Source organism: Lentzea albida, assembly GCF_900111005.1.
Lineage (GTDB): Bacteria > Actinomycetota > Actinomycetes > Mycobacteriales > Pseudonocardiaceae > Lentzea > Lentzea albida.
Genome location: NZ_FOFV01000005.1, coordinates 268,693 through 295,498, shown reverse-complemented (window position 1 = coordinate 295,498; position 26,806 = coordinate 268,693). Strand labels below are relative to the sequence as shown.

At 69.9% G+C, this 26,806-nt stretch carries 28 protein-coding genes; 16 read left to right on the top strand and 12 right to left on the bottom strand.

The features are described 5' to 3' along the window. Positions 1-86: 86 nt before the first annotated feature. Positions 87-833 (top strand): methyltransferase domain-containing protein, encoded by a 747-nt coding sequence (locus BMY74_RS15965; RefSeq protein WP_089916467.1) that lies wholly within the window; start codon positions 87-89, stop codon positions 831-833. Here the strand turns inward: BMY74_RS15965 and BMY74_RS15960 are convergent. The 3 genes from BMY74_RS15960 to BMY74_RS15950 form a co-directional block, all read right to left on the bottom strand. Continuing rightward, positions 821-1,336 carry a hypothetical protein gene (locus BMY74_RS15960; protein ID WP_089916464.1) on the bottom strand — a complete coding sequence of 172 codons (516 nt, stop codon included), beginning with the start codon at positions 1,334-1,336 and terminating at the stop codon, positions 821-823. The genes BMY74_RS15965 and BMY74_RS15960 overlap by 13 nt on opposite strands. 228 nt (positions 1,337-1,564) lie before the next feature. Beyond that, complete coding sequence (locus tag BMY74_RS15955; RefSeq protein ID WP_089916461.1) at positions 1,565-3,226, bottom strand: DEAD/DEAH box helicase; 1,662 nt, start codon at positions 3,224-3,226, stop codon at positions 1,565-1,567. Between the two features lie 48 nt (positions 3,227-3,274). Next, positions 3,275-6,388: a phosphodiester glycosidase family protein gene (locus tag BMY74_RS15950; RefSeq protein WP_089916459.1), complete on the bottom strand. Its 3,114-nt coding sequence runs from the start codon at positions 6,386-6,388 to the stop codon at positions 3,275-3,277. A gap of 23 nt (positions 6,389-6,411) precedes the next feature. Here BMY74_RS15950 and BMY74_RS15945 point away from each other — a divergent pair, with 23 nt between their 5' ends. Continuing rightward, a complete protein-coding gene (locus BMY74_RS15945) occupies positions 6,412-7,260 on the top strand; it encodes a DODA-type extradiol aromatic ring-opening family dioxygenase (RefSeq protein ID WP_089916455.1) in 849 nt (282 codons plus the stop codon). A gap of 7 nt (positions 7,261-7,267) precedes the next feature. On the opposite strand, the gene BMY74_RS15940 is transcribed toward BMY74_RS15945, so the two are convergent. After that, positions 7,268-7,591, bottom strand: coding sequence for a hypothetical protein (locus BMY74_RS15940; RefSeq protein ID WP_177229740.1), 324 nt, complete (start codon positions 7,589-7,591; stop codon positions 7,268-7,270). Then, a complete protein-coding gene (locus BMY74_RS15935; protein WP_089916449.1) occupies positions 7,498-7,710 on the bottom strand; it encodes an HC3 family zinc finger protein in 213 nt (70 codons plus the stop codon). The genes BMY74_RS15940 and BMY74_RS15935 overlap by 94 nt, the downstream gene beginning before the upstream one ends. Positions 7,711-7,814: 104 nt before the next feature. Between BMY74_RS15935 and BMY74_RS15930 the strand changes: the two genes are divergently transcribed. From BMY74_RS15930 to BMY74_RS15920, 3 genes are read left to right on the top strand one after another with little or no spacing between them, the layout of a single operon-like run. Beyond that, entirely contained in the window at positions 7,815-8,645 is an 831-nt protein-coding gene (locus tag BMY74_RS15930; RefSeq protein ID WP_177229763.1) for a helix-turn-helix domain-containing protein, read from the top strand. 10 nt (positions 8,646-8,655) lie between these two features. After that, entirely contained in the window at positions 8,656-8,817 is a 162-nt protein-coding gene (locus BMY74_RS15925) for a DUF397 domain-containing protein (protein WP_089916444.1), read from the top strand. An 18-nt stretch (positions 8,818-8,835) separates the two neighbouring features. Continuing rightward, positions 8,836-9,693: an ornithine cyclodeaminase family protein gene (locus tag BMY74_RS15920; RefSeq protein WP_089916441.1), complete on the top strand. Its 858-nt coding sequence runs from the start codon at positions 8,836-8,838 to the stop codon at positions 9,691-9,693. On the opposite strand, the gene BMY74_RS15915 is transcribed toward BMY74_RS15920, so the two are convergent. From BMY74_RS15915 to BMY74_RS15905, 3 genes are all read right to left on the bottom strand, one after another. Further along, positions 9,683-10,615: a hypothetical protein gene (locus BMY74_RS15915; RefSeq protein ID WP_089916440.1), complete on the bottom strand. Its 933-nt coding sequence runs from the start codon at positions 10,613-10,615 to the stop codon at positions 9,683-9,685. The genes BMY74_RS15920 and BMY74_RS15915 overlap by 11 nt on opposite strands. Before the next feature lie 153 nt (positions 10,616-10,768). Next, entirely contained in the window at positions 10,769-11,989 is a 1,221-nt protein-coding gene (locus BMY74_RS15910) for a glycoside hydrolase family 16 protein (RefSeq protein WP_089916438.1), read from the bottom strand. 211 nt (positions 11,990-12,200) lie between these two features. After that, the gene (locus BMY74_RS15905) at positions 12,201-13,646 is read right to left on the bottom strand and encodes a S1 family peptidase (RefSeq protein ID WP_245786149.1); all 1,446 of its coding nucleotides are present in this window, start codon (positions 13,644-13,646) and stop codon (positions 12,201-12,203) included. A gap of 132 nt (positions 13,647-13,778) precedes the next feature. On the opposite strand from BMY74_RS15905, the gene BMY74_RS15900 reads away from it, so the two are divergent. Both BMY74_RS15900 and BMY74_RS15895 read left to right on the top strand, forming a co-directional pair. After that, positions 13,779-14,342 (top strand): TetR/AcrR family transcriptional regulator, encoded by a 564-nt coding sequence (locus BMY74_RS15900; RefSeq protein ID WP_089916435.1) that lies wholly within the window; start codon positions 13,779-13,781, stop codon positions 14,340-14,342. Continuing rightward, positions 14,339-14,902: a hypothetical protein gene (locus BMY74_RS15895; protein ID WP_218159640.1), complete on the top strand. Its 564-nt coding sequence runs from the start codon at positions 14,339-14,341 to the stop codon at positions 14,900-14,902. The genes BMY74_RS15900 and BMY74_RS15895 overlap by 4 nt, the downstream gene beginning before the upstream one ends. On the opposite strand, the gene BMY74_RS15890 is transcribed toward BMY74_RS15895, so the two are convergent. Together BMY74_RS15890 and BMY74_RS15885 are read right to left on the bottom strand one after the other, a co-directional pair. Next, complete coding sequence (locus BMY74_RS15890; protein WP_089916433.1) at positions 14,858-15,280, bottom strand: nitroreductase family deazaflavin-dependent oxidoreductase; 423 nt, start codon at positions 15,278-15,280, stop codon at positions 14,858-14,860. The genes BMY74_RS15895 and BMY74_RS15890 overlap by 45 nt on opposite strands. Further along, positions 15,281-16,042, bottom strand: a complete 762-nt coding sequence (locus BMY74_RS15885; protein ID WP_089916430.1) for a LuxR C-terminal-related transcriptional regulator — start codon at positions 16,040-16,042, stop codon at positions 15,281-15,283. Between the two features lie 94 nt (positions 16,043-16,136). Between BMY74_RS15885 and BMY74_RS15880 the strand changes: the two genes are divergently transcribed. From BMY74_RS15880 to BMY74_RS15870, 3 genes are read left to right on the top strand one after another with little or no spacing between them, the layout of a single operon-like run. Then, on the top strand, positions 16,137-17,792 hold the full coding sequence (locus BMY74_RS15880; protein WP_089916429.1) for an AMP-binding protein: 1,656 nt from the start codon (positions 16,137-16,139) through the stop codon (positions 17,790-17,792). Between the two features lie 40 nt (positions 17,793-17,832). Next, positions 17,833-18,648 (top strand): SDR family NAD(P)-dependent oxidoreductase, encoded by an 816-nt coding sequence (locus BMY74_RS15875; RefSeq protein ID WP_089916427.1) that lies wholly within the window; start codon positions 17,833-17,835, stop codon positions 18,646-18,648. A 15-nt stretch (positions 18,649-18,663) separates the two neighbouring features. Continuing rightward, positions 18,664-19,833, top strand: coding sequence for a hypothetical protein (locus BMY74_RS15870; RefSeq protein WP_143091582.1), 1,170 nt, complete (start codon positions 18,664-18,666; stop codon positions 19,831-19,833). On the opposite strand, the gene BMY74_RS15865 is transcribed toward BMY74_RS15870, so the two are convergent. Both BMY74_RS15865 and BMY74_RS15860 read right to left on the bottom strand, forming a co-directional pair. Beyond that, on the bottom strand, positions 19,811-20,674 hold the full coding sequence (locus tag BMY74_RS15865; RefSeq protein ID WP_218159639.1) for an AraC family transcriptional regulator: 864 nt from the start codon (positions 20,672-20,674) through the stop codon (positions 19,811-19,813). The two genes, BMY74_RS15870 and BMY74_RS15865, sit on opposite strands and share 23 nt — an antisense overlap. Positions 20,675-20,703: 29 nt before the next feature. Continuing rightward, positions 20,704-21,372, bottom strand: a complete 669-nt coding sequence (locus tag BMY74_RS15860; protein WP_089916933.1) for a nitroreductase family protein — start codon at positions 21,370-21,372, stop codon at positions 20,704-20,706. A 71-nt stretch (positions 21,373-21,443) separates the two neighbouring features. On the opposite strand from BMY74_RS15860, the gene BMY74_RS15855 reads away from it, so the two are divergent. The 6 genes from BMY74_RS15855 to BMY74_RS15830 all read left to right on the top strand — a co-directional run bounded on the left by BMY74_RS15855 (position 21,444) and on the right by BMY74_RS15830 (position 26,783). Continuing rightward, entirely contained in the window at positions 21,444-22,364 is a 921-nt protein-coding gene (locus BMY74_RS15855; RefSeq protein WP_089916421.1) for a LysR family transcriptional regulator, read from the top strand. A 162-nt stretch (positions 22,365-22,526) separates the two neighbouring features. Next, positions 22,527-23,828 (top strand): helix-turn-helix transcriptional regulator, encoded by a 1,302-nt coding sequence (locus tag BMY74_RS15850; RefSeq protein ID WP_089916419.1) that lies wholly within the window; start codon positions 22,527-22,529, stop codon positions 23,826-23,828. Next, entirely contained in the window at positions 23,825-25,051 is a 1,227-nt protein-coding gene (locus BMY74_RS15845; protein ID WP_089916416.1) for a helix-turn-helix domain-containing protein, read from the top strand. The genes BMY74_RS15850 and BMY74_RS15845 overlap by 4 nt, the downstream gene beginning before the upstream one ends. Before the next feature lie 59 nt (positions 25,052-25,110). Then, on the top strand, positions 25,111-25,863 hold the full coding sequence (locus tag BMY74_RS15840; protein ID WP_089916413.1) for a thaumatin family protein: 753 nt from the start codon (positions 25,111-25,113) through the stop codon (positions 25,861-25,863). A gap of 10 nt (positions 25,864-25,873) precedes the next feature. After that, on the top strand, positions 25,874-26,257 hold the full coding sequence (locus BMY74_RS15835; RefSeq protein WP_089916410.1) for a cysteine/serine endopeptidase inhibitor: 384 nt from the start codon (positions 25,874-25,876) through the stop codon (positions 26,255-26,257). Positions 26,258-26,318: 61 nt separating this feature from the next. Beyond that, positions 26,319-26,783 (top strand): CAP domain-containing protein, encoded by a 465-nt coding sequence (locus BMY74_RS15830; protein ID WP_089916408.1) that lies wholly within the window; start codon positions 26,319-26,321, stop codon positions 26,781-26,783. Positions 26,784-26,806: the final 23 nt, after the last annotated feature.

The window sequence follows — 26,806 nt, the reverse complement described above, 5'->3', positions numbered from 1 at the left end:
TCCAGGGACGCGGCGTCTCCGCGCCCAGGGCAGGTGCCGCCATTTTCGGTGGCCGGCCCGGCGTACCTGTGGTGGCATGTCGGCCCATGGGGACTTTCGAGGAGCTGGTGGCCGAGGGTGCGGCCGTGCCGCTGGAGGGCTGGGACTTCTCCTGGTTCGAGGGCCGCGCCACCGAGGAACGCCCGCCGTGGGGATATGCCTCGCTGATCGCCGCACGGCTCGCGGTCGTGTCCGCGGCGCTGGACCTGCAGACCGGCGGGGGAGAGGTCACCGCGTCCGCGCCCGTCCTGCCACCGCGGATGGCCGCCACCGAGTCGTGGCCGCCGAACGCCTTGGTGGCCTCTCGGCGCCTTCCGCTCGTCGTGCGGGCGGCCGACGCGGGACCGCTGCCGTTCCGTTCGTCGTCGTTCGACCTCGTGATCTCGCGGCACCCCGTCGTGACGCCGTGGGGCGAGATCGCGCGGGTGCTGAGGTCGGGCGGGACCTACTTCTCGCAGCAGATCGGGGCCGGGACGAACCGGGAGCTGACCGACTTCATGATGGGACCGCAGCCGGTGAGTCCGGCTCGCAGCGTCGAGGTCGCACGTGCGGACGCCGAGGCCGCCGGTTTGGAGGTGCTGCGGCTGGAGCCGGTGTCGCTGCGGGTGGAGTTCTTCGACGTCGGTGCGGTGGTGCACTTCCTGCGGAAGGTGTTGTGGACCGTGCCGGGGTTCACCGTGGAGGGGTATCGGGACCGGCTCCTGGACGTGCACGAGCACATTCAGGAGCACGGCGCGTTCGTCAGCACCTCGACCCGGTTCCTGGTGGAGGCTCGCAAGCCTCAGCGCGGGTAGGACCGGTAGAGGTCCTGGTACCGCACGACGTCCTCCTCCGAGATGCCCACCAGTTCACCGTCGAGGTGGTCGAAGTCGATCTCGTACTTGTAGTTGCTCGTCAGCCAACCGGCCGTAGCCGTCCACGACTGCTCCATCGAGTAGCCCTGCGGGCTGCGCCACGTCCTGAGGAGAGCGCGGGGACTGTCCACGGGGTGGAGGTTCGTGACGACCACGGAATAGGAGTACTGGCCGTCCGCCGGCTCGTAGCCGCGGACCCGTGCCGCCTGGATCTCCTCGAACCGCCGCGCGAGCTCCTCGGTGACCGGGTGGATCTCGCCGTCCAGCCTGCCGCTGCGGACGTGGTGCACCGTGCAGCCGCGTGCCCACCTGAGGTCGGCGGTGTAGTGCTCCTCGTGGGTGACGCCGTCGTGGTCGGTCCACTGGCGGCAGACGATCGCCGGGTCGTCCGTCGACGGGCGCGTCTGCGTGACGTGGGCGAAGTAGCGGTACTCGATGGTCATGTGGCCCCCAGGGATCGAAACAGCCCCGGTAGCGATCTCGTCGGCTACCGGGGCTGGTCCGTTGATCCTAGCGGTGTGACTCAGAACGTTGGCGGCGTATCCGCGCTCAGCAGGGCACCTCGCGGCACCGCCCCCACGCCCCCGTACCACCAGTACGAGGACGTGGGGGCGGCACCACGAGACACCCGTCTGACCACGAATACACCGGCAACGTTCTGAGCCACGCCACTAGCGGGGCTGGCGCTCGCGGCGGATCGTCACGCGCTTGCCCTTGATCGTGGCGTCGCGCAGCTGCTCGATCACGTCGTTCGCGGCCGGGCCGGGCACCTCGACCAGCGAGAACCTGTCGGCGATCTCGATCGCGCCGATGTCGCGGCCCTTCAGGTTCGTCTCGCCGGTGATGGCGCCGACGATGTCCTGCGGCCGGATGCCCGACGAGCGGCCCGCACCGAGGAACAGGCGCGTCATGCCCTCGGACGGGCCGCGGCGCTCACGACGCGGGCCCGCCGGGGCACCGTCGCGGCGCGGACGGTCCTCGCGCGGGCGCACCTCCGGGATCTCCTCCTCGTCGGCGGCGGCACCGGAGGCCTCGTGCGCGAGCTTCACGGCGGCGAGGGCGATGTCCATGACGTCGAACTCGTCGGCCAGCGTCTCGACGACCACGCGGAACCGCGACAGGTCGTCCTCCATCAGCGACTCCTGCAGCGACGAGCGGGTCAGCTCCAGCTGCCGGGCGCGCAGGTCGGCGACCGTCGGGACCTTCTCCATCGGGATCTTGGTCTTGGTGACGCGCTCGATCGTCTTGAGCATCGAGTTCTCGCGCGGCTCGACCAGCGTGATCGCGACGCCCTCGCGGCCGGCGCGGCCCACGCGGCCGATGCGGTGCGTGTACGCCTCGGGGGCGGACGGCACGTTGTAGTTCACGACGTGCGTGAGCTGCTCGATGTCGAGGCCGCGGGCGGCGACGTCGGTGGCGACCAGCAGGTCGGCGGTGCCGGAACGCAGGCGGGACATGACGCGGTCGCGCTGCTCCTGGCTGATGCCGCCGTGCAGCGACTCGGCGCGGTAGCCGCGGCCGTTCAGCGTCTCGGTGAGCTGGTCGACCTCGTCGCGGGTGCGGCAGAAGACGACGGCGGCGGTCGGCGACTCGACGTCGAGCACACGGCCGAGGGCGGCGGGCTTGTGCTCGCGGCGCACGAGATACGCGGTCTGCCGCACGCGCGGGGCCTCGCCCGGCTCGGTCTTCTCGCGCTCGATCTGGATCAGCGTCGGGTTGCGCAGGTGGCTCTTGGCCATGCGGTCGATGCGCGGCGGCATCGTCGCCGAGAACAGCACCGTCTGCCGCTCGGACGGGGTCTCGGTGAGGATCGCGTCGATGTCCTCCGCGAAGCCCATGTCGAGCATCTCGTCGGCCTCGTCGAGCACGACGACCTGCAGGTCGCCCAGCTGCAGCGTGCCGCGCTGGAGGTGGTCGATCGCGCGGCCAGGGGTCGCGACCACCACGTCGACGCCGCGCGACAGCTCGCGCAGCTGGCGGCCGATCGGCTGGCCGCCGTAGATGGGCAGCACGCGGGCGCCCATGTGGCGGCCGTAGCGGTGCACCGCCTCGGAGACCTGCACCGCCAGCTCACGGGTGGGGGCGAGGACGAGGGCCAGCGGCTTCTCGCCCTTGCCGATCTTGTCGGCGATGCGTTCGAGCAACGGCAGCGCGAACGCCGCCGTCTTGCCCGTGCCGGTGGCCGCCTGGCCCAGCAGGTCGTTGCCCGCGAGCAGCGGCGGGATCGCTTCGCTCTGGATCGGCGTCGGCTCCTCGTAGCCCAGCGTGGTGAGTGCGTTGAGGATGTCGGAGCGCAGCCCCAGGTCGGCGAAACCGTTGTCGGCGGAGGTCATGGGGAGTATCTTCCCCCACCGCCTCACATCGCACTCACTCAGACCAGCTCAGGCGCCCTCTCCCGCCTCGACGCGCACCTCCGCGACGGCCGTCACGCCGTTGACGGTGACCGAGATCTTCGCCTGACCAGGCCTGATCCCGGTCAGGACACCGGTGTCCGGTTCGAGGCGGGCGACGTGCCACGGCCGGATCCCTCCCTCCGAGCCCACGTGCACCGCACGTGACCCTTCCCACACCGCGCCCATCGGATAACGGACCGGAACCGACCGGGAACCCTGTTTCACCGTGGCCGCAACCGTTTCCGCCGAGCCGGTTCGGAGGGTGGACGGCGCCTGGAGGTGGAGCGAGTCCACATGGGGACGGATCTCGGCCTTGACGCCCTCGCCGGTGACGCCGAGGAGCGTCCAGCCGGTGAACCCGCCCGGTTCGGCGGGTGCCTTGCCGGAGTTGCCGTTGACCACGTGCGGCACACCGTCCACTGTGGACGCGAAGAACCCGCCGACGTGACCGCCGACGAACGCGGTGGGAGCGTCGCGTTCGGACAGCAGTCGCTCGAAGTAGGACGCTTCCAGCCGGTCGTCGAGCTGGCTCGTGCGCGCGGGCGTGGGATCGCGCGGAGGGTGGTGCATCAGCACGACGGCCTGGCCTTCGGTCGTCCGCAGCGCGTTCCTCAGCATCTCCACCTGCTCGAAGCCGCCGCCCCGGAGCGTGCCGGTCGACGAGTCGAGCAGCACGAACCTGGTGCCCCTGTGGTCGAACGTGCGGTGGGTGGCGCCGAACTCGCGGCGGAAGTGGTCGATCGTGCCCGGTCCCATGATCTCGTGGTTGCCCGGCACGTAGTACCAGGGGAAGTCGCCGAGCTCCTCGGTGAGGACCCTGCGGGCCAACGCGAAGTCCTCCGGCGAGGCCTCGTCCACGAGGTCGCCGTTGACCACGACGAACTCGGCGCCGGAGTCCCTGATCTCCCTCAGCGTGCGGCGGGCCGACCTGACCAGGTCGCTGTCCGGGTTCCTCGCCACGAACTGGGCGTCGGACATGACCGCGAACGTCCAGCCCTCCGCCCGGCCGACCACGTCCTCACGCAGCTCGGGGACCGGTGGGAGCGCGATCTCCGGTGGCACCTCCGCGGTGATGTCGTCGACGACGACCTCACCCGTGTAGGAACGGTCCGCCTTGGTCTCGATCGTGTAGAACCTCGTGACGCTGACGGGGAACTTCAGCTCCGGCGGCACCGCGACCTCGATCCGCTGCCAGCCGGTCCAGGTGATGTGCGGGCCGTAGAGCGAACGCGACTGTCCTGTCGAGTCGGTGACGGTGAAAGCGGTCCACTCGCCCTTGCCGCTGCCGAGGACGTTCGCGGCGAGCGAGAGTGGCTGCCCTTCTACCTGGAGCGGCTTCGGCGGGATGGCGTAGGCGGTGCGCGTGCCGGTCGACTGCGTGAAGTCGTAACTCAGCTTCAGGCCCTGGCCCGTGTGGCCGTCCGGCGCCGGCTCGACCCCACCGGTCGCGCGGGCGGATCCGAAGGTCCACTTTGGAGCGTCGTCGAAGGTCGCGAGCGTCTGCTCGTGCGTGCCGACGGTCACGGCTGTTTCGGTCGTTTTGTTCCCGACCCGGACCCTGATCGAGGTGGCGCCGGTCTTCAACGCCCTGATCCGCAGGTCGGGGGTTACCTCGACGACCTCGCGGTCATAGCTCAGGTCGAGGTCGGCGCGCTCGACGGGTGCGCTGAACCCCTGGGCGTCGAAGCCGTTGACGCGCAGAGTTCCGTGCTCGTCCTCGGCGAGGCTGATCCTGGTGCTCTCCGGCGCGATCCTGGCGAGCTCGCCCAGCACGGTGAGCCGCGTGGTCCTGGCGGTGGAGCCGCGGAAGGCGGTGAACGAGGCGGGTCCGGGACGGGCTCCCGCGTGGAAGGTGTCGCCGACCGCCCAGCCACCCGTGGCACGGGTGAGGTGCCCCGCGTCGGCGGCCGGGCCGAACGTCTCGTCGTGGCCGCGCACGGTCATCCGGCGGGTCAGGCCGGGGAACACGCGGGTGCTCGCGGTCCGCACGTCGAAACCGGTGAGGCGGCCCGTGCCGGTGGGCGAGTAGAACGCGAGGCCGTTGGGGATCGGGCGCTCGCCGCCGTCCGACGGGGTGTTGACGAGCTCCAGTTCCGTGGTGCCGGGTTCCCGGGCGAGCATCGTCGACGACCCGCCGCCGTCGAGGTTGAGGGCGTTGTGCGCGCCCAGTTCGATCATGGCGTCGGCGAGGTCCGTGAGATCCAGGCCCTGGAGGTGGGCGCTCTGCCGTCCGTCGACGGTCAGCGCGTACATCTTCTTGCCGTCCCGCGAGAACCCGACCGCCGTGCGCGGGTGCAGGGCGTCGGCCGGTGCGACGTTCCTGCCGTCGCGGACGAGGAGCTGCCGTCCGCCGATGGCCGTGACCGGCCGGCTGCCGTCGCTGGTGCGGCTCCGGTAGCCGACCTCGGCCCTGTCGCCGGGCTTGAGCGCTTTGAGCACGTCCGCGCCCTTGTCGCGGCCGACCAGCGCGTACCCCTCGACGGGCGTCGCGCTGGGGGCGCCGACGGACTGGACCACGTCGTCCTTGACGATGACCTCGGCCGTGTTGGTCGCACCTTGCGTGGCGCGCGCTCGGCTGTACGTGCCCCACAACGGGTTGAAGACCCCGATGCCGTCCACGTCGATCTTCGCGCTGTTGAGCTGCGTCAGCTCGTGCGTGCCGTTGAGCGTGCCCTCGAAGAAGGTCTCCATCACGCTGCCGATGCCGGCCGCGTCGATGCCCACCGCGCGTCCGTTCCCGGACTTCCTCAGGTGGCCGTCCTGGATCCCGACGCCCTCGGGCGCGTTGGAGTTGTTGATGTCGAAGAAGTCGCCGTTGATCGCCGCGACGGCTCCGGTCGTCTGCTGCGACAGCGGTGCCGCCTGCGCGACGGTGCCGGTGTCGACGTACCCGACCCGCGCCTTCGCGAGGTCGACGGTCAGCGCGTCCCCGCGGACCCACCCGTCGGGTTCGTACCAGTCGAACGAGCTGAGCGTGACGCCCGGAGCGACGGGTCTCTCGGCGCGGTCGGTCTCGATGCGTCTGGTGACGTCGGCCTGAGCGGGGGCAACGGGCGCCAGGAGGGCGGCGGTGATGATCACCGCAAGTGCACGTCTCGTCACGCATCGGAACCTAGACTGGTCCGGTGAAGAACCGCCTAACGGTCTGCGCCTCGCACCTGATCACCTTGCCCGGCGCTCCTGACGGGCCCGTCCGGGCGGCGATCGCGGACGCGCGGGAGGCGGTGCGCGCGTTCGACCCGGAGCTCGTGGTCTTCTTCGGCACCGACCACCGCCGGGCCTTCCGCTCGGTGGTCCCGACCTTCGCCGTGGTCCTGAGCGCCACCGCCCAGGGCGACGTGGCCGGGCCCGTCGGTTCCTACGACGTGCCCTCGGACCTGGGGCGCGAGCTGGTGGCCGGGCTGGTGGCATCGGAGTTCGACGTCGCCACGGCCTACGAGGCCGCGCTCGACCACGCCTTCGGCCACACCGCGCGCGACCTGCTGGGCTCGATCTCCGCCAAGCCCGTGCTGCCGGTCTTCGTCAACTGCGCCTCGCCGCCTCACGCCACCTTCCGCCGCGCGGCGTCGCTGGGACGCCGCGTCGGGGAGTTCTTCGCCGACCGCCGGGTGCTGTACGTCGGGTCGGGCGGGCTGGCCCACGACCTGCCGGGGTTCCGCGAGCCCGAGACCGGGGTGGTGCTCTCGGAGCAGGAGCGGCAGGCGTGGATCAAGGACGTCAACGAGCGCGCACGCCGCGAGGGGACCGTCCGCGAGCTGGTGCGCTCGTGGGACGAGGCCTTCCTGGCCGGGATCGCCGGCACGTCGTGGGAGTGGCTCGACCCGATCGGGGTGGACCTGGTGGAGAGGGCGGGGAACGGGGCGGCGGAGTGCCTCACCTGGACGGCGGCGTGGGCCGCCGGCGGGGCGGGGCTGGAGGTGCTGGCGCACGAGTTCGACACGAGCGGGCGCGCGGTCGCCGTGTCCGCGCGCTAGGGACCGCTCAGTCCTGCGGCGCCTCCACCGTGGACAGCACGTCGGCCTCCGCCAGGTACAGCCGGCCGAGGTCGATGAGCAACGTCCCGAGCTCGCGGTAATGCTCAGCGCGCTCGAGATCGGGAATCAGCCCGCACGTGCGCAACATATTCTGCGCGAGCAACTCGCCGAACTGTGGATAAGTCTTCACCACCTCACGCGAGAGGCGTTGAAGAGATACGCGCAGAAGGTCCTCCGTCAGGATTTCCGCGGCCATGGCAGGATCCCCTCGCTCTTTCGCCAGACGCCGTCGCAGTCCCAGCACGTCGGCCACACGTTCTTGCTCGACCACAGGTCAAGCTCCTGTGGTACGAAGGGATCACCGCACAGGGTCTCGACGAGCCGCCCCCTGAGCGGCTCGTCCTGGATAGCGTGTCGCAGCCCGTCGTGGGGCAACCATCGGAACTTCACGGAATTATTCTGCAACTTGGAGCTGGTCCAAGCTAACGCCCTTTTGGGTTGTGTTGGTGCCGAATGTTCTGAAAGGCCCGTGAATGGCGCTAGCGTGCCCGTTCATGCCGAAAAGATTCTCCACCGCAAGAGGCCGCGAGTTCGGTGACGGGCTCCGTGCCGCCATCGCGGCCACGGGTATGACGTCGCGGGCCGTGGCCGAGATCGTCGACTGGCAGGAGGCCAAGCTGTCGGACGCCGTCAACGGCAAGGGAGGCGTGACGGAGCTCGACCTCGCGCTGTTGCTGGGCGCGTGCCGGACGCCGTCGGACGAGCGGGAACACCTGATGAAGCTGTTCCACGCGACGAACGTGAAGGGGTGGCTGCAGGAGCACGGCGCCGCCGAGCCGATCCTGCCTCGCACCCTGCTCCAGCACGAGTCGACCGCCAAGACGCTGATCAGCTGGTTGCCGTTGCTGGTGCACGGCACGCTGCAGATCCCCGAGTACGCGCGTGCCGTGATCAGGGCGAGCGCCAACGTGCCCGAGGACGAGGTGGAGGAGCGCGTCGCGGCTCGGGTGGCGCGCAGCGAGGCGCTGCGATCCGGCGTGAAGGCGACGTTCTTCTTCCACGAGTCCGTCCTGAGGACGCCGGTGGGGGGTGAGGAGGTGATGCGCGCCCAGCTGGAGCACCTGGTGAGGATGTCGCTGCGGCCGTCCGTCGTCATCAGAGTTGTGCCGACATCGGTCGGGGCCCACGCGGGGCATGCCGGGGGCTTCAACCTGATGCGGTTCCACAAGATCGAGCCGGTCGTCTTCGTGGAGAGCGAGAACGCCAGCCTCATCATCGAGGCGGCGCTGCCGGTCAAGAGCTACGACGCGGTGGTCGAATCACTCGGTCGGACGGCGTTGGACGAGGAACAATCGAGGAGTCTGATCAAAGACATCATCGGTTGAGGAGACATTGATGGCCGAGTGGCGCAAGAGCACCTACAGCGCGAACGCCAGCGAGTGTGTGGAGATCGCCACCGGCATCGGGATCCGGGACACCAAGGCGCCCGCCGTCCACCTCGCCGTGGGCGCGGCCGCCTGGTCGTCGTTCCTGGGGGCCGTCAAGCGCTCGCGCTGAGTCGTTACGATCCCGGCCATGACGATGCCCGCTGCGATCGATGCCGTGCGAGAAGCGTTCGTCGGGCTGGCGGCGGAGGAGTTCGACCTGCCGCCGCGGCAGGCGTTCAGCGACAGCCGGTCGCTCGTCATGGCGGTGCACCACCGGCCGACGAGCTCCACCGCGGTCAAGGTGATCAGCGTCGAGGTCGAGCGCGACCCGGTGATCACGGGCACGGTCGTGTACTCGCATCCGGACGGTCAGTTCGCCACGGACGCGGTGCCGCTCACGACGTTGCGGACCGGCGCTGTCGTCGGTGTGGCAACGGATCTGCTGGCCGACGAGGACGCGTCGCACCTCGCGCTGCTGGGCGCGGGAGCGCAGGCGGCGGACCAGGTGCGGGCCGTGCACGCGGTGCGGCCGTTGAAGAAGCTCGTCGTCTTCAACCGCAACGCGAAGAAGGCCGAGGCGTTGCTGGAGGGCCTGCGCGACGAGCTGCCGGACACGGTCATGGACACGGCGGCGAACGCGGACGAGGCCGTCGAGAATGCGGACGTCGTGTGCTGCGCGACGGCGTCGACGGTGCCGTTGTTCCGGTGCGACTCGCTCAAGGAACGGGTGCACGTCAACGCGATCGGCTCGTACCGTCCCGTGATGCGGGAGCTGCCCGAGGAGTTGCTGGCGACCGCCGGGGTCGTGGTGGTGGACCAGGTCGAGGCGGCGCTGAGCGAGGCGGGGGAGATCATCCGCGCGGTGCAGTCCGGTGTGCTGCGGCTGGAGTCGCTCGTCGAACTCGGTGCGGCGCTGGGGAACCCGCCGCTGCGGGAGGGGCGGACGGTGTTCAAGTCGGTCGGTGTCGCGGTGCAGGACTGGGCCGTGGCAAGACTCATGGCGTAGCCGGTTGGGTTTCTTCGGCGTCGGGATCCTGCTTGCCGTAGTTGTGGAGGTGGACATCGCCTTCAATGCTGCGGGCCTGGATCACGTATCCGTCCGTGTTTCCGTGGATCATGTTGTGGCTCTCCGTGCTCCCGGAACCGCTTCCGGAGTTCCAGCCGTACGCCGAGCGTTCCACGAGTCGCACGATCGGAACCAGGTGCGACAGCAGAAGACCACCGAGCACCAGCGTGATCGCGACGCGCACGAAATCGAGAACGTCCTGGTAGAACGCGACGTTGCTCAGCACCAGCTGGGTCAGTACCAGCAGCACGGCCTGAACCGCGAACGGTCGAATGTGTTCCTTGTCCGCCTTCACACGTGAGACGTCACGGCGCTCGAAGACGACGCCGCCCTCGTCGTTCTTCGGGTGGACGCCACGCCAGCCCGACCAGTCACCGCCGTCGGAGACGAACTTGAACTGCACGCGTTGACCCGGTTCGAGATGACCGATCCGATAGCGGCGGTTGCCAGGAGGAACATCGTCGAAGACCTCGCTGACATCCAGTTCCGGCTCGGGGCGCGGAGCCAGATCGACTTCGAGCATCTGTGCCTTCTCCGGGAAGGCGAACCGCAGGAACTGGTCCTTCACCACGGCGCCGCCGGTGTTGGTGACCTGGAACGTCACCGTGGTCAGGCTCGTCACGGACTCGCCCGCGTACTTCACCTGGACCTTCTGCTTGAGCTCGTCCTTGATCGAGACGAGTCGTGAGTTCACGTCCATGTCCCACGACAGCTGCTTGAGCGTCTTGTGGAACTTCTTGGCTTCGAGTCGGCTGCCGGTGAGGTACGCGGCGAGTCCGCTGAGGATCGCGGCGAAGACCGCGAGGCCGTACTTGTTGAGCAGCAGGTCGGACACCTGGATCCCTTGCGCCAGCACCTGCATGAACCGCCTTCCGTCGACCTGAACGGCCGACAGGGTAGCGGCAGACGCCGACGCGGCGCAGGAAGCGCTGGACGTGAACCCGTCCGCCGCGGGGGTTCACGTCCAGCGCCGCTGTTCTCCCGGTGCCGGGTCAGGACCCGGCGGGGAGTGACCTCAGACCTGCCACTTCTGGCTGGCCACGCCGAGGCACTGCCAGATGTGCGTCTTCGTGCCGTCGGCCGAACCGCCGCCGATGGTGTCGAGGCACTTGTTGGCCTGCGGGTTCACGATGTCCTGTGCCCCGCTGACGGCCCATTGCTGGGCAGCCGAGCCGTTGCAGTCCCAGAGCTGGACCACTGTGCCGTTGGCGGTGCCGCCGCCGTTGACGTCGAGGCACTTGCCCAGCGCGCGGATCGTGCCGTCACCGGGACGGCTCCACTTCTGGGCCGCGTTGCCGTTGCAGCCGACGACCTGGATGGGCGTGCCGTTGGCGGTGTTCGCCCAGGGCACGTCGAGGCACTTGCCGCCGATGCCGCGGATCTCCGAACCGCCACCGCCGGGGGTGTCGGAGGAGGAAGCGCGGACCCAGTCGATCACGAGCTGCTGCGGGAACGTCGTGCTGGCGTCCGGGTAGCCCGGCCACTCACCACCGACCGCGAGGTTGATGATGATGAAGAAGGGCTTGTTGAACACCCACGGGTTGCCGTTGACGTCGGTCGGGGTGTTGCGGGCGTAGACGTTGCCGTCCACCGACCACGTGATCTCGCCGGGCTTCCAGTCCACTGCGAAGTTGTGGAAGCCGTCGGAGAAGTTCGGGCCGTTGTAGGCGTGGGACTTGCCGCCCGAACCGGAGTAGCCCGGTCCGTGGATCGTGCCGTACACGGTGTTCGTCTGGTGTCCCAGGAACTCCATGATGTCGATCTCGCCGGAACCCGGCCACGGGTTGCCGGTGTTGATGTCAGCACCGAGCATCCAGAACGCGGGCCAGATCCCCTTGCCGCGCGGCATCTTCATGCGCGCTTCGAACCTGCCGTAGGTCTGGGTGAACTTGTTCGCGGTGTTGATGCGCGCGGACGTGTACTGACACCGGCCGTACCAGCAGTTGTAGTTGCCGGGGTTCTCCTTCTTGGCGGTGATGACGAGGTTGCCCTGGCCGTCGTGCGCCGCGTTGGAGGTACCCGCCTGGTACCACTGGTGTTCCCTGTTGTTGCCGTTGTTGTTGCCCACTTCCATGTTCCACTTGCCGCCGTCGACACCGGTGCCGGCGGGGGCGTTGAACTCGTCGGCCCAGGTCACCGCCGCGTTGGCAGGGGGAGCTTGGCTGGTGGTGGCGACGGTGATCCCTGCGGCCACCATCAAGGCAGCGGCAAGGGCCGTCCCGATGCGTCGATGCATCGAACCGACCTTTCCGGGTGTTGGTTGTGCGCCCAGTGGTTCGGAAGTGTTGTCGCGCCGTGACCCTCGGTCAACGTGTAAAGGTTTTCACGAATTTGTCAGATGAGAGCGCTCTCAAGTGATCTTCCTCGATACCAGCGGATTTAAGGCTGCTTAAGCCTTCAGACGGCTCCGGAGGGCCTGTGAACAGGCCCTCCGGAGACTGTGGACGTCAGCCCTGCGGCGTGGTGATCACCGAGAAGACGGACCCACCGCTCGCCTGGCGGGCGCTGAGGTCCTCGAGGATCGTCGAGAGCGGGGCGTAGTTGTTGAGCTCACCCAGCTGGCAGGGGCCGCTGCGGGACTGCTGGCTCCCGTTCAGGATGCCCAGCCCGGCGCTGGTGACCTGGCTGAACAGCGGGCTGCCGCTGTCACCGTTCCTCGCGCACAGGTCGGTGTTGATGCCGACGTCGGTCGAGAGGACGCGGCCGCAGCGCGTGCCGACGAGGTAGTCGGCGCCGGAGCCGCTGTCGTAGGAGTCCGGGTAGTTCACCGAGCTGGCACCGGAACCCGTGGCGCACACGACCGCGCCGGTCAGGATCCCGGACAGCGGGGTGACGGAGGTGATCTCCTGGTTCTGCGACGTCGCCTGCGGGCCGCAGGGGGTGTCGCCGTTGCTGTCGAGACCACCGTTGCGGCAGTACTTCAGCACGATGTTGCGGTTGGTCTGGCTGTCCAGCCATGTGTTCTGGGTGGCGGCGTCCACGTACCGCAGAGCCGCGTAGTCGTAGGGGTAGGCGTTCTTCTCGATGCCGTGCTGGTTCAGGATCGCCTGGCGGTTGTGCTCGGTCGGCACGTTGTTCGTCTTGGTGGCCATGCAGTGGCCCGCCGTCAGCACCCACGGCACGCCGGGGAACGCGCCGCCCGTCGTCCGCAGGTTGAAGGCCGCGGTGCAGCCGCCCGTGGTTCCGTTGTCGCGCCTCATGTCCAGGCGCAGACCGCCGCGCATGGGGCCGTAGCCGGTGCAGTACAACGGGTGGCAGAAGCCCCAGTCGACCGGGTCGACCGACGAGTACGGCGCGGGCTTCGGCAGGACGCGGGCCGACACCATGCCGGGATCCGCGTCAAAGGTCCGGACCTCCGCCTGTGCGGCGGCGTTGGGCTTGTTCTCCCTGAGCCAGGCGCGTTCCCAGACGACGACCCGGTTCTCGGTGGTGCTGACGGCCGGTAGGTACACCGAGTCGGCTCCGGCGCCGACCTGCCTGCTGATCCGGTCGTGTGCCGCTTCGAGCGACGCCAGGGAGTTCTTGACCGTGCGGACCTTCACGTGGGTCCGGTCGGCCATCGCGGCGATCTGCCGCTGGGCGGCGGCGGGCTTCGTCATCGCGACGACGAGCTCACCGGCCTGCTGGTCGAGCCACATGCCGCCGTACTCGCCGGCGGCTTCGGTCTTGAGCGTCTTCTCGAGCCCGGTGGCGTCCTTCTGGAGCTCGAGTCTCCTCAACGCCTCGCGCTCGCTGACCCGGTACGTCTGCACCAGGTAGTCGACGGACTCCTTGACGGAGCTCGGGTCGATCGTGTTCTGCAACGTCGGACCGGCGGTGGCCGGTGCAGCCGTGATGGTCGACGCGAGCAGCGCGCTCGCGGTGACCGCCCCCAGGATCTTGGCTAATCGCAATGGAATCTCCTTGCCGATGCGAATGACCTCCCCTTCATAGCGGCCGGGTGGCGAGGTGCGCCGGGAATTCGCAAGATCTTCACCGAACCTCCTCGCTTGACGTCACTGGCTAATGTCGTTAGCTTTTGGGCTATGAGTGCTCGCCCACGTCTCACCACCGCCAAGGTCGTCGACGCCGCGCTGGAGCTGATCGACGAGCAGGGCGCCGACGGCCTGACGCTGTCCGCCGTCGCCGCGCGGACCGGTGTCGCCACGCCCTCGCTGTACAAGCACGTCGCGAGCCTCGGTGAACTGCGCGCCCACATCGGTGTGCGGGTGCTGGAGGAGATGACCGACCGGTTCACCGGCGCGGTCCTCGGCCGGGCGGGGGACGACGCCGTCAGCGCGCTCCTGCACGCGTACCGCTCCTACGTGCGGGAGCACCCGAACCGCTACGCGGCCGCGCCGATGGATCCGCTGCACAACGACCTGCAGCTGGCGGCGGGCACCAAGTTCATGGAGGTCGTCCTCGCGACGTTGCGGCAGTACGGCCTGGAGGGCTCCGACGCCATCCACGCCACGCGGCGGTTGCGGGTGATCGCGCACGGTTTCGCGTCGATCGAGTCGAGCGGCGGCTTCGGCCTGCCCGAGGGCCTCGACGACACCTACGACCAGCTCGTCCGGATGTACCTCACCGATCTCAGGGGGCAATCGTGAAGTGGACGCTTTCCGCCGCGGGCCTGCTCTTCCTGCTGTACCCGGCGCTGAGACCCTGGCACGACGAGACGACGGCCGCGGGCGCGGCGGCCTCGATGGGGTCGACCGCGTGGGTCCTCTCGCACCTGTGCGCGATGATCGGCTTCATCCTCGTGCCGATCGCGTTGCTGGAGGTCCACCGCACCGCCGCGATCACGTTCTGGGTCGGCGCCGGCCTCACGCTGCCGTACTACGGCGCCGAGGACTTCGGCCTGCACGCCATCGCACAGCAGCCGAACGTCCTCGACCTGGCCGAGGCCGTGCGCTACAACCCGTTCGCCGTCACGACCTTCGCGCTCGGGCTCGTCACCATGGGCGTCGCGGCGGTGGTGGTCGCGCTGAAGCTGCGCACCACGGCGGCGGTCGTGTTCGCCGCCGGGTTCGCGTTGTTCCTGCCGCAGTTCTTCACGCCGCCCGCGGTGCGGATCGCCCACGGCGTGTTGATGGTCGTCGGATGTGTGTGGCTCGCGTGGGACTCAGCGCGCCGTCAGGCGGAACACCCGCAGCTCGCGGCCGCCTGAGCGTTCGACGTAGTCCTGGAACGCGGGCCAGGCCGCCACCATGCGGGCCCAGGCGGCCTCCCGCTCGGCGCCCTCGAGCAGGGTGCCCCGCACGTCGCGGACCTCGCCGCGCACGTTCACCTGGATGTCGGGGTTCTTCAGCAGGTTCGCCGTCCACGCCGGGTGGTGCGGCTTGCCCCAGTTGGACCCCACCACCAGCATCGAGTCGCCGTCGGCGACGTACTGGACCTGGTTCTCGCGCTTCTCACCGGACTTCGCGCCGGTGGTGATCAGGGTCAGGCCGGTCTGCTTCGACAGCGACACGAGGGTGAACCTGCCGCCGGTCAGCTTGTAGAGCAGGCGATCGGTGCCGATCACGGCCTTCTCCATCAACGACATCTAGAGCGCTCCCGTCGACCTCGCCGCGTGGACCGCGGCGGTTCTGTTGTGCACCCCCAGCTTGCGCATCGCGCCCCGGAGGTAGGCCTTGACGGTCTCGGCGCTCAACCCGAGCTCGGCGGCGATCTCCCGGTTGGACGCGCCGACCGCGGCCAGCCGGAGCGTATCGAGTTCGCGCGGGGTGAGGCCGCTGGGGACGCTGACGGGAGGCTCGCCGCCGAGGCTCTGGTGCACCTTGCGGAGTCGTTCGCGCAGCACGGGATCACCGACGAGCTTGGTGACCTCGGCCAGTTCGCGCAGCGCGGCCTGGGTGTGGATCGAAGGCATGTCGAGGTCCTGTGCGAATGCTTGCGCGATGGCGCCGGCCATCCTGATCGCCCGGTCGCCGACGGTGGTCTGCCCGCGCACGGCCCCGTAGAGGACGCCGTGCACGGTGCCGCGCACCGTCACCGGGTAGGCGAACACGGAGGTCAGGCGTTCGTTGACGACCACCATCTGGTCGAACTCGTGGGTGATCGCCTTGGTCGTGGCGTAGTCGTTGACGCGCACCGCGGTGCCCATCGCGATGGCCGTGCCGCCGAGGCCCCGGCCGGTGCCGATGCGCAGCCCGTGCAACGACGTGCCGTGCGTGCCGAAGAAGCTGCTGAGCACCAGGTCACGGCCGGTCGTCAGCGCACCGCCGAACACGACGGGCAGCCCGGTGGCACGGCGGAGCATGTCCAGGCGCTGCGGGAGCAACGTCTGGAAGCGGTCTGGCAGCACGTCCAGAAGTTTCGCTGACCGTCACACCCTCGAAAAGGGGTGCACCCCCATCCGGGGGTATACCGGCGGCGCCGGCGCTCCCACCCTCTCCGACATGTCCAGTCACGACACCTACCGCGCGGCCCGCGACCTGATGCTCAGCGACCCGGACGCGTTCGCCTGGCCGAGCTTCGGCAGCAGCTTCAACTGGGCGCACGACTGGTTCGACGTCGTCGCCGAGGGCAACACCACCACGGCGTTGCACATCGTCGAGGAGGACGGCTCCGAGCGCGCCTACTCCTACGACGAGGTGCGCCGCCGCTCGAACCGCGTCGCACGCTGGCTCGCCGGGCACGGCGTGGGCAGGGGCGACAGCGTGATGATCATGCTGGGCAACCAGGCCGAGCTGTGGGAGTCGATGCTCGCGGTGATGAAGCTCGGCGCGGTGATCATGCCGACGACCACCGCCCTGGGACCGGCCGACCTCGCCGACCGGCTGGAACGGGGTTCGGTCCGGCACGTCATCGCGCGCGTCGAGGACGCCGGCAAGTTCGCGGAAGGCCCGGTGGTCATCAGCGTCGGCGGCACCGCGGAGGGCTGGCTCGACTACGCGGACACCTCGCAGGCGTCCGACGACCCGCTGCCGCACCCGCGGACCGCGCCGGACGACCGGCTGCTGCTGTACTTCACCTCCGGCACGACCAGCCGCCCCAAGCTGGTCGAGCACACCCAGGTCTCGTACCCGGTGGGCCACCTGACGACGATGCACTGGATCGGCGTGCAGCCCGGCGACGTGCACCTCAACATCAGCTCGCCCGGCTGGGCCAAGCACGCCTGGAGCTGCTTCTTCGCGCCGTGGATCGCCGAAGCGACGATCTTCGTCTACAACTACGCCCGGTTCGACGCGGCCGCGTTGCTCGGTCAGATCCGCGAGAAGGGCGTCACCACGTTCTGCGCACCGCCGACCGTGTGGCGGATGCTGATCAAGGCCGACCTCAGCGGCGGTCCCGGCGGGCTGCGCGAGGTCGTGGCCGCGGGGGAGCCGCTCAACCCCGAGGTGGTCGAGCAGGTCCAGAAGCAGTGGGGCCTCACGATCCGCGACGGGTTCGGGCAGACCGAGACCACGCTGTCGGTCGGCAACGTGCCGGGCGCGCCGGTGAAGCTCGGCTCGATGGGACGGCCGTTGCGCGGTGTGCCGATCGTGCTGGTCGACCCGATCACCGGCGAGCGGGCCGACGAGGGCGAGATCTGCATCGATCTCGGGCAACGGCCGATGTCGCTGATGGTCGGCTACCACGGCGACGAGGAGCGCAACGCCGAGGCGATGGCCGGCGGTTACTACCACACGGGCGACATCGCGAGCCGTGACGAGGACGGCTACCTGTTCTACATCGGGCGCACGGACGACGTGTTCAAGGCGTCGGACTACAAGATCTCGCCGTTCGAGCTGGAGAGCGTGCTGATCGAGCACCCGGCGGTCACCGAGGCCGCCGTCGTGCCCGCGCCGGATGAGCTGCGGCTTGCCGTGCCCAAGGCGTACGTGGCGCTGAGCCCCGGCTGGGAGCCCAGCCGTGAGACCGCGCTGGAGATCCTGAAGCACGCGCGGGAGAACCTGGCGCCGTTCCAGCGGATCCGGCGGCTGGAGTTCTACGAGCTGCCCAAGACCGTGTCCGGCAAGATCCGCCGGGTCGACCTGCGCACGCGCGAGGAGGAAGGCGGCGCCGGCACGGGGGAGTGGCGGGACGACCAGTTCCCCGAGCTGCGCCGCTAACGTGGGGGGCTCCGCCGTCCTCGACGACAGGAGCAGACACATGGTCCGCAAGATCTCAGGACGTCCGGCGGTGATCACCGGGGCCGCCTCGGGGATCGGCCGCAGTCTCGCGCAGCGGTTGTCCCGGCACGGGTCGCCGGTGGCCATCGCCGACGTCAACGAGATCGAGCTGGAGAAGACCGCGGCGTCGTTGCAGGGCCCGGTGCTCAGCCGGGTGCTCGACGTGCGCGACGCGGAGGACGTGCGGGCGTTCGCGGACGAGGTGCGCGCGTGGCTCGACCTGCCGCTCGCGGCCGTGTTCAACAACGCGGGCGTCGCCACCTCCACGACGGTGCTGAACTCCGTGGCGGAGGACGACTCCTGGCTCTTCGACATCAACTACTGGGGTGTCGTGAACGGCACGCGGGCGTTCCTGCCGATGCTGGTCAAGCACAACTACGGCGTCGTGGTGAACACGTCCAGCGTGTTCGGGCTGTGCGGGATGCCGAAGCAGAGCGCGTACTGCGCCGCGAAGTTCGCCGTCCGCGGGTTCACCGACTCGCTGCGCCAGGAGCTGCGCGGCACGGGCGTCTCGGCGGTCGCGGTGCACCCCGGCGGCATCAAGACCAACATCATCCGCAACGGCCGCATCCACGCCGAGCTCGACGAGAACGGCCGGTCGCTCGAACAGATCGTCTCGGACTTCGACCGGATCGCGCTGACCACCCCGGACAAGGCCGCCGAGATCATCCACCGCGGTGTCGAACGCGGGAAGGCGCGCGTGCTCGTCGGGCCGGACGCGTACGTGTTCGACGCGCTCGCCCGCATCACGCCGACGCACTACTACTCCATCATGGCGCGGCTGTTCGAGCGGTGAGGCATGATCCACCGCATGATCTCCCCTGCGGTGGTGCGGCGGACCGAGCAGTGGTTCGTCCGGCAGGGCGCGCCGACGATGATCGAGGGCTACGGCTTCCGGTCGCACGTGCTGCCGCGGATGCTGCCGGCGTTGACGTTCGTGGCCGTCGGCAGCCTCGCGTGGCTGGTGCTGCAGCAGTCCGCCGGGCTGTCGCGGTGGGTGCTGCTCGGGCTGATCGTCGCGGTGATGGTGTCGGCGTGGGTGCTGCTCTCGCTGTTCGTGCGGCGGATGCCGAACTTCTCGCCGCGCATGACGGTGCTGGTGCTGGTCGTGTACGCGGCGATTCCCGTGATCACGCCGTTGGTGCAGTCCGCGATCGACATCAGGTTCACCGCGCCGGACGGGGACGCGGATCCCGAACCCGTGTGGGGCGCCCTGATCTGGTTCGTCGTGGTGTTCGCCGTGGCCTTCCTGGCGACGATGCTCGCCACGACGTACGGGCTGGGGTCGTTGCTCAAGGCCGCCATCCGGCACGTGATCGCGGACCTGCGCAACAGCGTGCACCTGATCGGCAGGGCGCTGCCGCCGATGCTGTTCGTGACGCTGTTCCTGTTCTTCACCGGTGAGCTGTGGCAGGCGATGAACCGGCTGAGCTGGCAGCGGGTGAGCCTCGTGGTGCTGATGTTCGCCGCCATCACCGTGCTGGCCGCGGCCGCCCGGCTGCGCGACGAGATCGGCCGGGTCGAGCAGGACCTGCGGCCCGAGGTGCTCCAGGTGGCGTGCAAGGGCACGCCGCTGTCCGGCGTCGAGATCACCGAACCGTTGCCGCCCAGGCGGTTGAACGGCCGCCAGTCGCGCAACCTGCTGGTGATGCTCGCGATCCGGCAGCTGGTGCAGGCGGCGGTGATCGGGCTCGCGCTGTTCGCGTTCTTCGTGGTGCTCGGCCTGATCGTGGTCACGCCCGAGATCGCCGAGCAGTGGATCGGCGAGCGGCCGACCCCGTCGAAGCTCTTCGGTGTGCCGGCGGCGATGTTGCGCAACGCCACGCTCTTCGCGGCGTTCGGCAGCATGTACTTCTCGGTGATCTCGATGAGCGACGCCGAGCACCGGCGCCAGTTCTTCGCGCCCGTGATCGAGAAGGTCGAGCGGACGCTGGAGGTCCGCGCCGTGTACCTGGACGTCAGAGAGCGGGCTGGAGCCTGAGCTTCGCGTCCCTGCTGGGCGGCGCGCCGAACTGGCGGCGGTACTCGCGGCTGAACTGCGACGGGCTGTCGTAGCCGACGCGGTGGCTGACGCTCGTCACGTCGGAGTTCGTCGCGAGCAGCAACCTGGCCTCCTGCAGGCGGATCTGCTTCTGGAACTGGATCGGGCTCATCGCCGTGACGGCCTGGAAGTTGCGGTAGAACGCCGACTCGCTCATGCCCGCGATGCGCGCGACGTTCTCGACCTTGAACGACTCGGCGTAGTTCTCCCTGATCCACCTCACCGCCCTGGCGATGTGGCTGAGACCGCTGTCCTGCGCGCCGAGCTGCCGGACGGCCGCGCCCTGCTCGCCGGTCATGACGCGCCAGAGGATCTCCTGCTTGATCAACGGCGCCAGCGCACGCGCGTCCTTCGGCTGGTCGAGCAGGCGCGCGAGCCTCGTCACGGCGTCGACCAGTTCGGGGGAGGCGTCGCTGACGGCCAGGCCCTCCGGGGTGCCCGTGGCCTTCGGGAGGTCGTGGGCGAGGAGCAGTTCGGCGACCTTGTCCGGCCGCAGCACCAGGCCGAGGCCGAGCGCGGGTTCGGACGGGCTGATGCCGACGTAGTTGCCGGTGATCGGCATGTCGATCGACGCGACGAGGTACTGGCCCGCCCGGTAGTCGTAGACGCGGTCGCCCAAGGCGATGCGTTTGCGGCCTTGAGCGACGAACGCGAGGATCGTGCCGGTCATCGACGGGGCGGGCGGGCCTGCGACCGTCGTCCTGGACACCAGGACGTCGTCGATGGTCGTGGTCAGGTCCGGGCGGGCGTGCTTGGTGATCAGCGCGCGTAGTTCGTCCACGCCGGTGATGGTCCTCGCGGGTGGGACGATCAGGCAAGCCCGCCGGCGAAGGTGAGGGCCTCGTCCAGGGGCTTGCGGCGCAGGTCCGGCACCTCGCAGTCGGGCGCCGGGTAGCCGATCGGGAACAGGACGTACGGGCGTTCGCCGGGGCGTCCGAGCAGGTCGGCCAGGAACGTCATGGGGTTCGGCGTGTGCGTCAGGGTCGCGAGGCCCATGGTGTGCAGCGCCGCGATGAAGAGCCCGCACGCGATGCCGACGCTTTCGTTGGTGTAGTAGGTCTTCTTGCCGTTCTGCTGCTTCTGCGCGAAGGCGACCACGAGCCAGGGCGCGGCTTCCAGGAACTCCTTCGTGGCGTCGGTCTCCAGTCGTGCCAGGGCCGCGTGCCAGTCCGGCAGCTCGCGTTCGTGGTAGAAGCGGCGTTCCTCCTCTTCCGCCGCGTGCCGGATGCGCCGCTTGAGGTCCGGGTCCCGGGTGGCGACGAACCGCCACGGCTGCTGGTGCGCGCCGCTCGGGGCGGTGTTCGCGGTGCGCACGGCCAGTTCGACCGCCTCCGCCGGAACGGGGTCGGGCGAGAACCAGCGCACGGACCTGCGTGCGTCGAGCAGCCGGTGCAGGGCCCTGCCGCGGTCGAGTCCCTCCTCGATCGGCAGGCGGGGCGGTGCGTAGGGGAGGAACGGGTGGGTGTGCTGCCTGGTCATGGTCCGCACGATTCCCGCGAATGACTCTTATGGCCAGTTCAATTTTCTTCGGCCAGTCATAAGCTGAACTCATGAATCTGCCCAACGTGACGCTGCGGCAGCTCGACTACCTGATCGCGGTGGCGGAGACGGGCTCGCTGACGGCGGCCGCCGCGCGGTGCCACGTGTCGCAGGGCGCGATCTCGCTGGCGTTGAGCGAAATGGAACGCGTGCTGGACCTGAGGCTGGTGGTGCGGTCACCGCGCCGGGGTGCCGCGTTGACGGCGGCGGGCACGCGCGTGCTGTCGGACGCCCGCCGGGTGGTCGGGGCGATGGCCGACCTCGGCGCCGAGGCGCGCGGGCTCAGTTCGCGGGTCAGCGGTGTGCTGACGGTCGGGTGCTACGCGCCGATCGCGCCGTTCCACCTGCCCGCGGCGATCGCGACGTTCGAGAGCGCACACCCGGAGGTGTCGGTCCGGTTCGTGGAGGGGAGCCTGCCGGAGATCGGGGAGGACCTGGTCGCCGGGCGGTGCGAGATCGCGTTCCTCTACGACCAGGACCTGGTGCCCGGCATCGCGACGAGAACGTTGTACGAGCAGGCGCCCCAGGTGCTGTTGCCCGCTGACCACCGGCTGCGCCGGCGGCGGGCGGTGGCGTTGCGCGAACTCGCCGGGGACCCGTTCGTGCTGCTGGACGTCCCGCCCAGCGAGCGCTACTTCCGGTCGGTGTTCGACGCCGCGGGCGTGGAGATGGTGGTGACGCACCGGGCCCGCGGCTTCGAGCTCGCGCGGGCGCTGGTGGCCCGCGGCCTCGGTTACTCGATGACCGTCCAGCAGCCCGCCGTCAACTCGTCGTACGAGGGGCTGGAGGTCGTGGCGGTGCGGTTGCGCGACACCGTGCCCACGACACCTGTCGTGCTGGGCTGGGCGGCAGGCGGCCCGCTGACGCACCGGGCGCGGGCGTTCGCCGGGCATTGCGCCGAACTGTTCGGTTCGCAGCCGATTTCCCTTTGATACTCCTCCCATTCCTGTTTGCCAAGGGGTGAAGAAGGTAAAAAGTGCCGGTTCAAACGGGATGCTTTTCCCGGTAAGGTCCAGACCAGGTCACCGTCCATATGAGACGGATTAGCGGGAGTCCCGCGTATCAATTGGCCGGCCGGGAAGGACACCGTCGACATGACGAACAGCGCCCCGCTCGACGACATCCGCCGCAAGCGGTGCGAACTGGTCCGCAGCGGGCGCTGGAACGAAGCCGACCGGCTCGCGGGGAACGCGGTGGCGCTCGACGCGGGTGAACTCGAGCCGGGAACGCTCGCCTACCTGCCGGGCAGCCCGAAGACGGGCAGGCGGTCCAGGCCGGTGAGAGCGCTCTCGTTCCGCGCGGTGCAGGCCGCGAACCTCGGCACCGGCCGGGAGGAGGCGGTCGGCGTCGCGCAGCGCGTGCTGGCCTCGGCGGAGCCGCGGGACGCCGGTACGTTCTGGCAGGCGGTGATGGTCCTGACCTACGCCGACGAGGTCGCGCTGGCACACCGGAGCTGGGCCTCCTCGGCCGCCTGCGGAGACGTCCACGACCTCCTCGGCGGGCGGATCATGCTGCTGCGCGGCGAACCCCGCGCCGCGGTCCGGTTGCTCGAAGGTGTGGCGTGCAAGGGCGTTCGCCCCCGGCTGCGGGTCGTCGCGGTGGCGTGGCTGGTCCTGGCGCTCACCGAGGCCGGCGAGTTCGACAGGGCACGTGCCGTGCTGGAGTCCGCGGGGCTGGCCGGTGCGCCGGCCGAGCACCCGGACAGCGCCGAGCTGCACTTCGCGCGGGGCAGGCTCCTGCTGGCCGAGGGGCGGGGGAGCTGCGCGCTGGACGAGTTCCTCGAGTGCGGCAGGCAGCTCGCGTCGTGGGGCGTGGTCAACCCGGCGGTGCTGCCGTGGCGGTCCTCCGCCGCGCTCGCGGCCTTCGACGCGGGTGATCTCGTGCTCGCGCGGATCTGCGCCGACAAGGACCTGGTGGCCGCGAGGCGGTGGGGCGCGCCGAGGGGGATCGGGCTCGGTCTGCACGCCTGCGCCCTGGTCCGGGGCGACGACGTCCTGCTCGAAGAGGCCATCGCCCACCTCGGCCGGGCCTCGACCGCCGACGAGGGGTTGCGTGCGCGCCACGACCTGGCGCAGCTCCTGCTGGGACGCGGCGAGGTCGAGCGCGCCAGGAAGCACACCCGGCTCCTGCGGGAGGCGGCCGATTCGTGTCCACAATGGACCGCGATGGCGGATGTGCTGGCCTCACGGTTGTTGCGCAATGACGGCGAGTCGGCGCTGAGCAGGCAGGAGCGCAGGATCGCCCTGCTCGCCAGAGCCGGGAGGTCGAACCGCGAGATCGCCGCCGAGCTGCGCCTGACCCTGCGCACCGTCGAGTTCCACCTCACCGCCGTCTACCGCAAGATGGGGGTGGCGGGCAGGCCGGGACTCCGCCGGGCGTTCGTCCCCACGGCATGAGCCGGTGGTCGGCCGATCCGGGCCACGACTGCGCGGCGGTCGTCGCGGTCGGCCTGCTCGCGGCGGGACAGGACTGGGCCGGCGCCGTCCAGGCGGCAGAGAGGGCGCTCGCGACCCCGGTCTGCCGGGCGGACCCGCTGTGCGTCTCGCGTGCACTGGGAACGCTGGTCTGTGCGGGCGAGCTCGTGGCCGCCGACACGCACAGCCTCGCGCTGCTCGAAGCGCACGCCGGTGACCGGGTGATGGCGGAGCGCGTGCTGCTCGCCCGTGCGTGCGTCGCGCGCCACACGGGCGACCTGGCGAGGTGCTCCTCCCTGCTCGTCACGGTGTGGCGCAACGGCATGGCGGACGAGATCCGTTCGGTGGCGTTGCTGTGGGAGGTGGAACTGCTCGTCGCCAGGGGCGAACCGGAAGCCGCCGAAGCCGTTCTGCTGGACCAGGACGCCGACGCGATGATCAGGGCCGGGCATCCCGGCCGCCCGCTGGCGCTCGCGGCCAAGGCGGTGGTGGCCATGGCGGCGGACCGCCCTCACGAGGCACTGGAGGCCCACCTCGCGTGCGGCCGGGCCCTCGCCGAGCACGGCGTCCTCAACCCCGGTGTCCTGCAATGGCGCTCCCACGCGTCGCGTGCGGCTTTGGCCTGTGGTGACGCAGAGGAAGCCCTGCGGCTGGCGATGGAGGAGCACGCGGCCGCGGCGCGCTGGGGCGAGCCCAGGGTCCTCGGCTGGAGCCTGTCGGCGGTCGCACGCGCGAGTGCGCCGACCGGCGAGGACCTCATGACGTACGAGCGTGCGATCCGCCTGCTGGAGATGGCGAACGCGAGGTTGGAACTCGCGGAGGTGCTCTGCGACTACGCCGACCGCCTCACCGCGCACGGCAGGCAGGTGGCGGCGTGCGAGAGCTACGCGCTGGCGCGGGCCACGGCCCTCGACATCGGGGCCGCGGTGCTGGTGCGGCGGGCCGACGAGGTCGTGGGCTGCGACGGGGTGCCGGGCGGGCCCGTGCTGACGCCCGTCGAGGCGGAGGTCGCCCGGCTCGTGCGCGAGGGCCTCCCGACCAGGGAGATCGGGGCGAAGCTCGCGATGGCGACGCGGACCGTCGAGCTCCACCTGACGAGGGTCTACCGCAAGCTCGGCCTGGCGGGCCGGCGTGAGCTGCAGGCCACCAGGTGGACCGGAACTTTGCGGACTCACCGTGGAGTCACGGACGGCTACTCCGGGTGATCGTGGACTCCTGACGGCATCCGGTGCGCCGGCACCGGTTCGCAGGAGGGAGCCCGCAGATGCTCACACGATTACTCGGCCGTTCGGTCGCGGCGGTGTTCGCGCTGGCGTTCGCCGTCGCCGGTCTCGCCGTGCCGACGGCGACCGCGGCGATCGACCACACGGTCACCTTCGTCAACAACACCGGTCAGACGATCTGGGTGGGCAGCACCGTCAACGCGGACGGGTCGAAGGTGCTGACGAACATGCCCACGTTGCGCGCCGGTCAGTCCGTGACCATCACGATCCCCGAGACCGCCTCACCCGGTCACTGGCGCGGCAAGTTCTTCGCGCGCACAGGCTGCACGGGCACCTCGGGCGTCGATTTCCGGTGCGCGGTCGGCGACTGCGGTGTGCAGGCCGCCCGCTGCGTCACCGGTGAGCAGCCGGCGAGCCTCGCGGAGTTCAACTTCGACTCCCGCGACCGGCTCGCGCCTTGGTACAACGTCAGCTACGTCAACGCGTTCTCCGTGCCGGTGGTCATCACCCCGGTGAACGCGTCCCCGCCACCGGGCTCCACGTCGTGCGGTACCGCCGGGTGCCCGGAGAACCTGCTGCCCTACTGCAACCCGGCGTACGTCAAGTACGGCGCCAACGGTCAGCGCATCAACTGCGTCAACCCCAACCGGGACGCGCCGACCGACTACAGCAACACCATCAAGTCGCGCTGTCCCAAGGCCTACGCGTGGTCCAAACAGGACACCGAGCCGGGCAACCAGACCGTGTACCAGTGCGGCAACTGCACGGGGTTCAAGGTCACGTTCAACTCCTGAGGGGGAAATCATGAAGTCAGCTGTCAAGGTGCTCGGCGCCCTCGCGTCGGCCGCGGTCCTCTCGTTCGTCTTCTCCGGCACCGCCTCGGCCGTCAGCGGCACCGCCAGCTGGTACAACGACGCCGGCTTCGGCGCCTGCGGAACGCAGATCAACGCGGACACGCAGCTGCTGGTCGCGGCACCCGCCGCGCTGTGGACGTCGCCCAACCCGAACAACGACCCGTTGTGCCGCAAGTCCATCCGGGTCACCTACAACGGCAAGACGATCACCGTGCCGATCAGGGACAAGTGCCCGAGCTGCGCGAGCACCAAGATCGACCTCAGCCGGCCCGCCTTCGCCAGTCTCGCCAACACCTCCGTCGGCATCATCAACGTGACCTGGCAGATCGTCTGATCCTCGGGGAGCCGGGGATCCCCCGGCTCCCTCTCCTCATTCCCCGCACAGGAGAACAACGATGTTCCGCACCTCCCTGCTCGCCGCCGCGGCACTTGCTCTGGCGGCCCCCCTCGCACCCCAGGCCTCGGCGGCCACGGTGCAGGAGGACGTGATCGCCCTGACCAACGCCGAACGCGCCAAGGTGAACTGCCCGGCCCTGAAGTCGAACGCGGCCCTCAACACCGCGGCGCAGCGCCACTCCGCCGACATGGCCGCGAAGAACTTCATGGGCCACACCGGTTCCGACGGCAGCAACCTCGTCACGAGGATCGAACGCGCCGGCTACACCCGCTGGACCAGGGCCGCCGAGAACGTGGCCGCCGGACAGCAGAACGCGGCCGCCGTCGTGCGCTCGTGGATGAACAGCTCCGGGCACCGCGCCAACATCCTGAACTGCGCGCTGCGCGACATCGGGGTCGGCCACTCGTACCGGCAGGGCACCACGTACGGCCACTACTGGACGCAGGACTTCGGCACGCGCTGACGGATCGCAGGCGCGACAACAGC

Excerpts from the sequence above, each read along its gene's own strand:
- BMY74_RS15890 (WP_089916433.1), bottom strand. The coding sequence starts at position 15,280 with ATGTCGTTGATGGAGAAGGCCGTGATCGGCACCGATCGCCTGCTCTAC.
- BMY74_RS15835 (WP_089916410.1), top strand. The coding sequence starts at position 25,874 with ATGAAGTCAGCTGTCAAGGTGCTCGGCGCCCTCGCGTCGGCCGCGGTC.
- BMY74_RS15860 (WP_089916933.1), bottom strand. The coding sequence starts at position 21,372 with ATGACCAGGCAGCACACCCACCCGTTCCTCCCCTACGCACCGCCCCGC.
- BMY74_RS15960 (WP_089916464.1), bottom strand. The coding sequence starts at position 1,336 with ATGACCATCGAGTACCGCTACTTCGCCCACGTCACGCAGACGCGCCCG.
- BMY74_RS15925 (WP_089916444.1), top strand. The coding sequence starts at position 8,656 with ATGGCCGAGTGGCGCAAGAGCACCTACAGCGCGAACGCCAGCGAGTGT.
- BMY74_RS15930 (WP_177229763.1), top strand. The coding sequence starts at position 7,815 with ATGCCGAAAAGATTCTCCACCGCAAGAGGCCGCGAGTTCGGTGACGGG.
- BMY74_RS15845 (WP_089916416.1), top strand. The coding sequence starts at position 23,825 with ATGAGCCGGTGGTCGGCCGATCCGGGCCACGACTGCGCGGCGGTCGTC.
- BMY74_RS15840 (WP_089916413.1), top strand. The coding sequence starts at position 25,111 with ATGCTCACACGATTACTCGGCCGTTCGGTCGCGGCGGTGTTCGCGCTG.
- BMY74_RS15830 (WP_089916408.1), top strand. The coding sequence starts at position 26,319 with ATGTTCCGCACCTCCCTGCTCGCCGCCGCGGCACTTGCTCTGGCGGCC.
- BMY74_RS15965 (WP_089916467.1), top strand. The coding sequence starts at position 87 with ATGGGGACTTTCGAGGAGCTGGTGGCCGAGGGTGCGGCCGTGCCGCTG.
- BMY74_RS15855 (WP_089916421.1), top strand. The coding sequence starts at position 21,444 with ATGAATCTGCCCAACGTGACGCTGCGGCAGCTCGACTACCTGATCGCG.
- BMY74_RS15915 (WP_089916440.1), bottom strand. The coding sequence starts at position 10,615 with ATGCAGGTGCTGGCGCAAGGGATCCAGGTGTCCGACCTGCTGCTCAAC.
- BMY74_RS15880 (WP_089916429.1), top strand. The coding sequence starts at position 16,137 with ATGTCCAGTCACGACACCTACCGCGCGGCCCGCGACCTGATGCTCAGC.
- BMY74_RS15850 (WP_089916419.1), top strand. The coding sequence starts at position 22,527 with ATGACGAACAGCGCCCCGCTCGACGACATCCGCCGCAAGCGGTGCGAA.
- BMY74_RS15870 (WP_143091582.1), top strand. The coding sequence starts at position 18,664 with ATGATCTCCCCTGCGGTGGTGCGGCGGACCGAGCAGTGGTTCGTCCGG.
- BMY74_RS15920 (WP_089916441.1), top strand. The coding sequence starts at position 8,836 with ATGACGATGCCCGCTGCGATCGATGCCGTGCGAGAAGCGTTCGTCGGG.
- BMY74_RS15955 (WP_089916461.1), bottom strand. The coding sequence starts at position 3,226 with ATGACCTCCGCCGACAACGGTTTCGCCGACCTGGGGCTGCGCTCCGAC.
- BMY74_RS15875 (WP_089916427.1), top strand. The coding sequence starts at position 17,833 with ATGGTCCGCAAGATCTCAGGACGTCCGGCGGTGATCACCGGGGCCGCC.
- BMY74_RS15910 (WP_089916438.1), bottom strand. The coding sequence starts at position 11,989 with ATGCATCGACGCATCGGGACGGCCCTTGCCGCTGCCTTGATGGTGGCC.
- BMY74_RS15900 (WP_089916435.1), top strand. The coding sequence starts at position 13,779 with ATGAGTGCTCGCCCACGTCTCACCACCGCCAAGGTCGTCGACGCCGCG.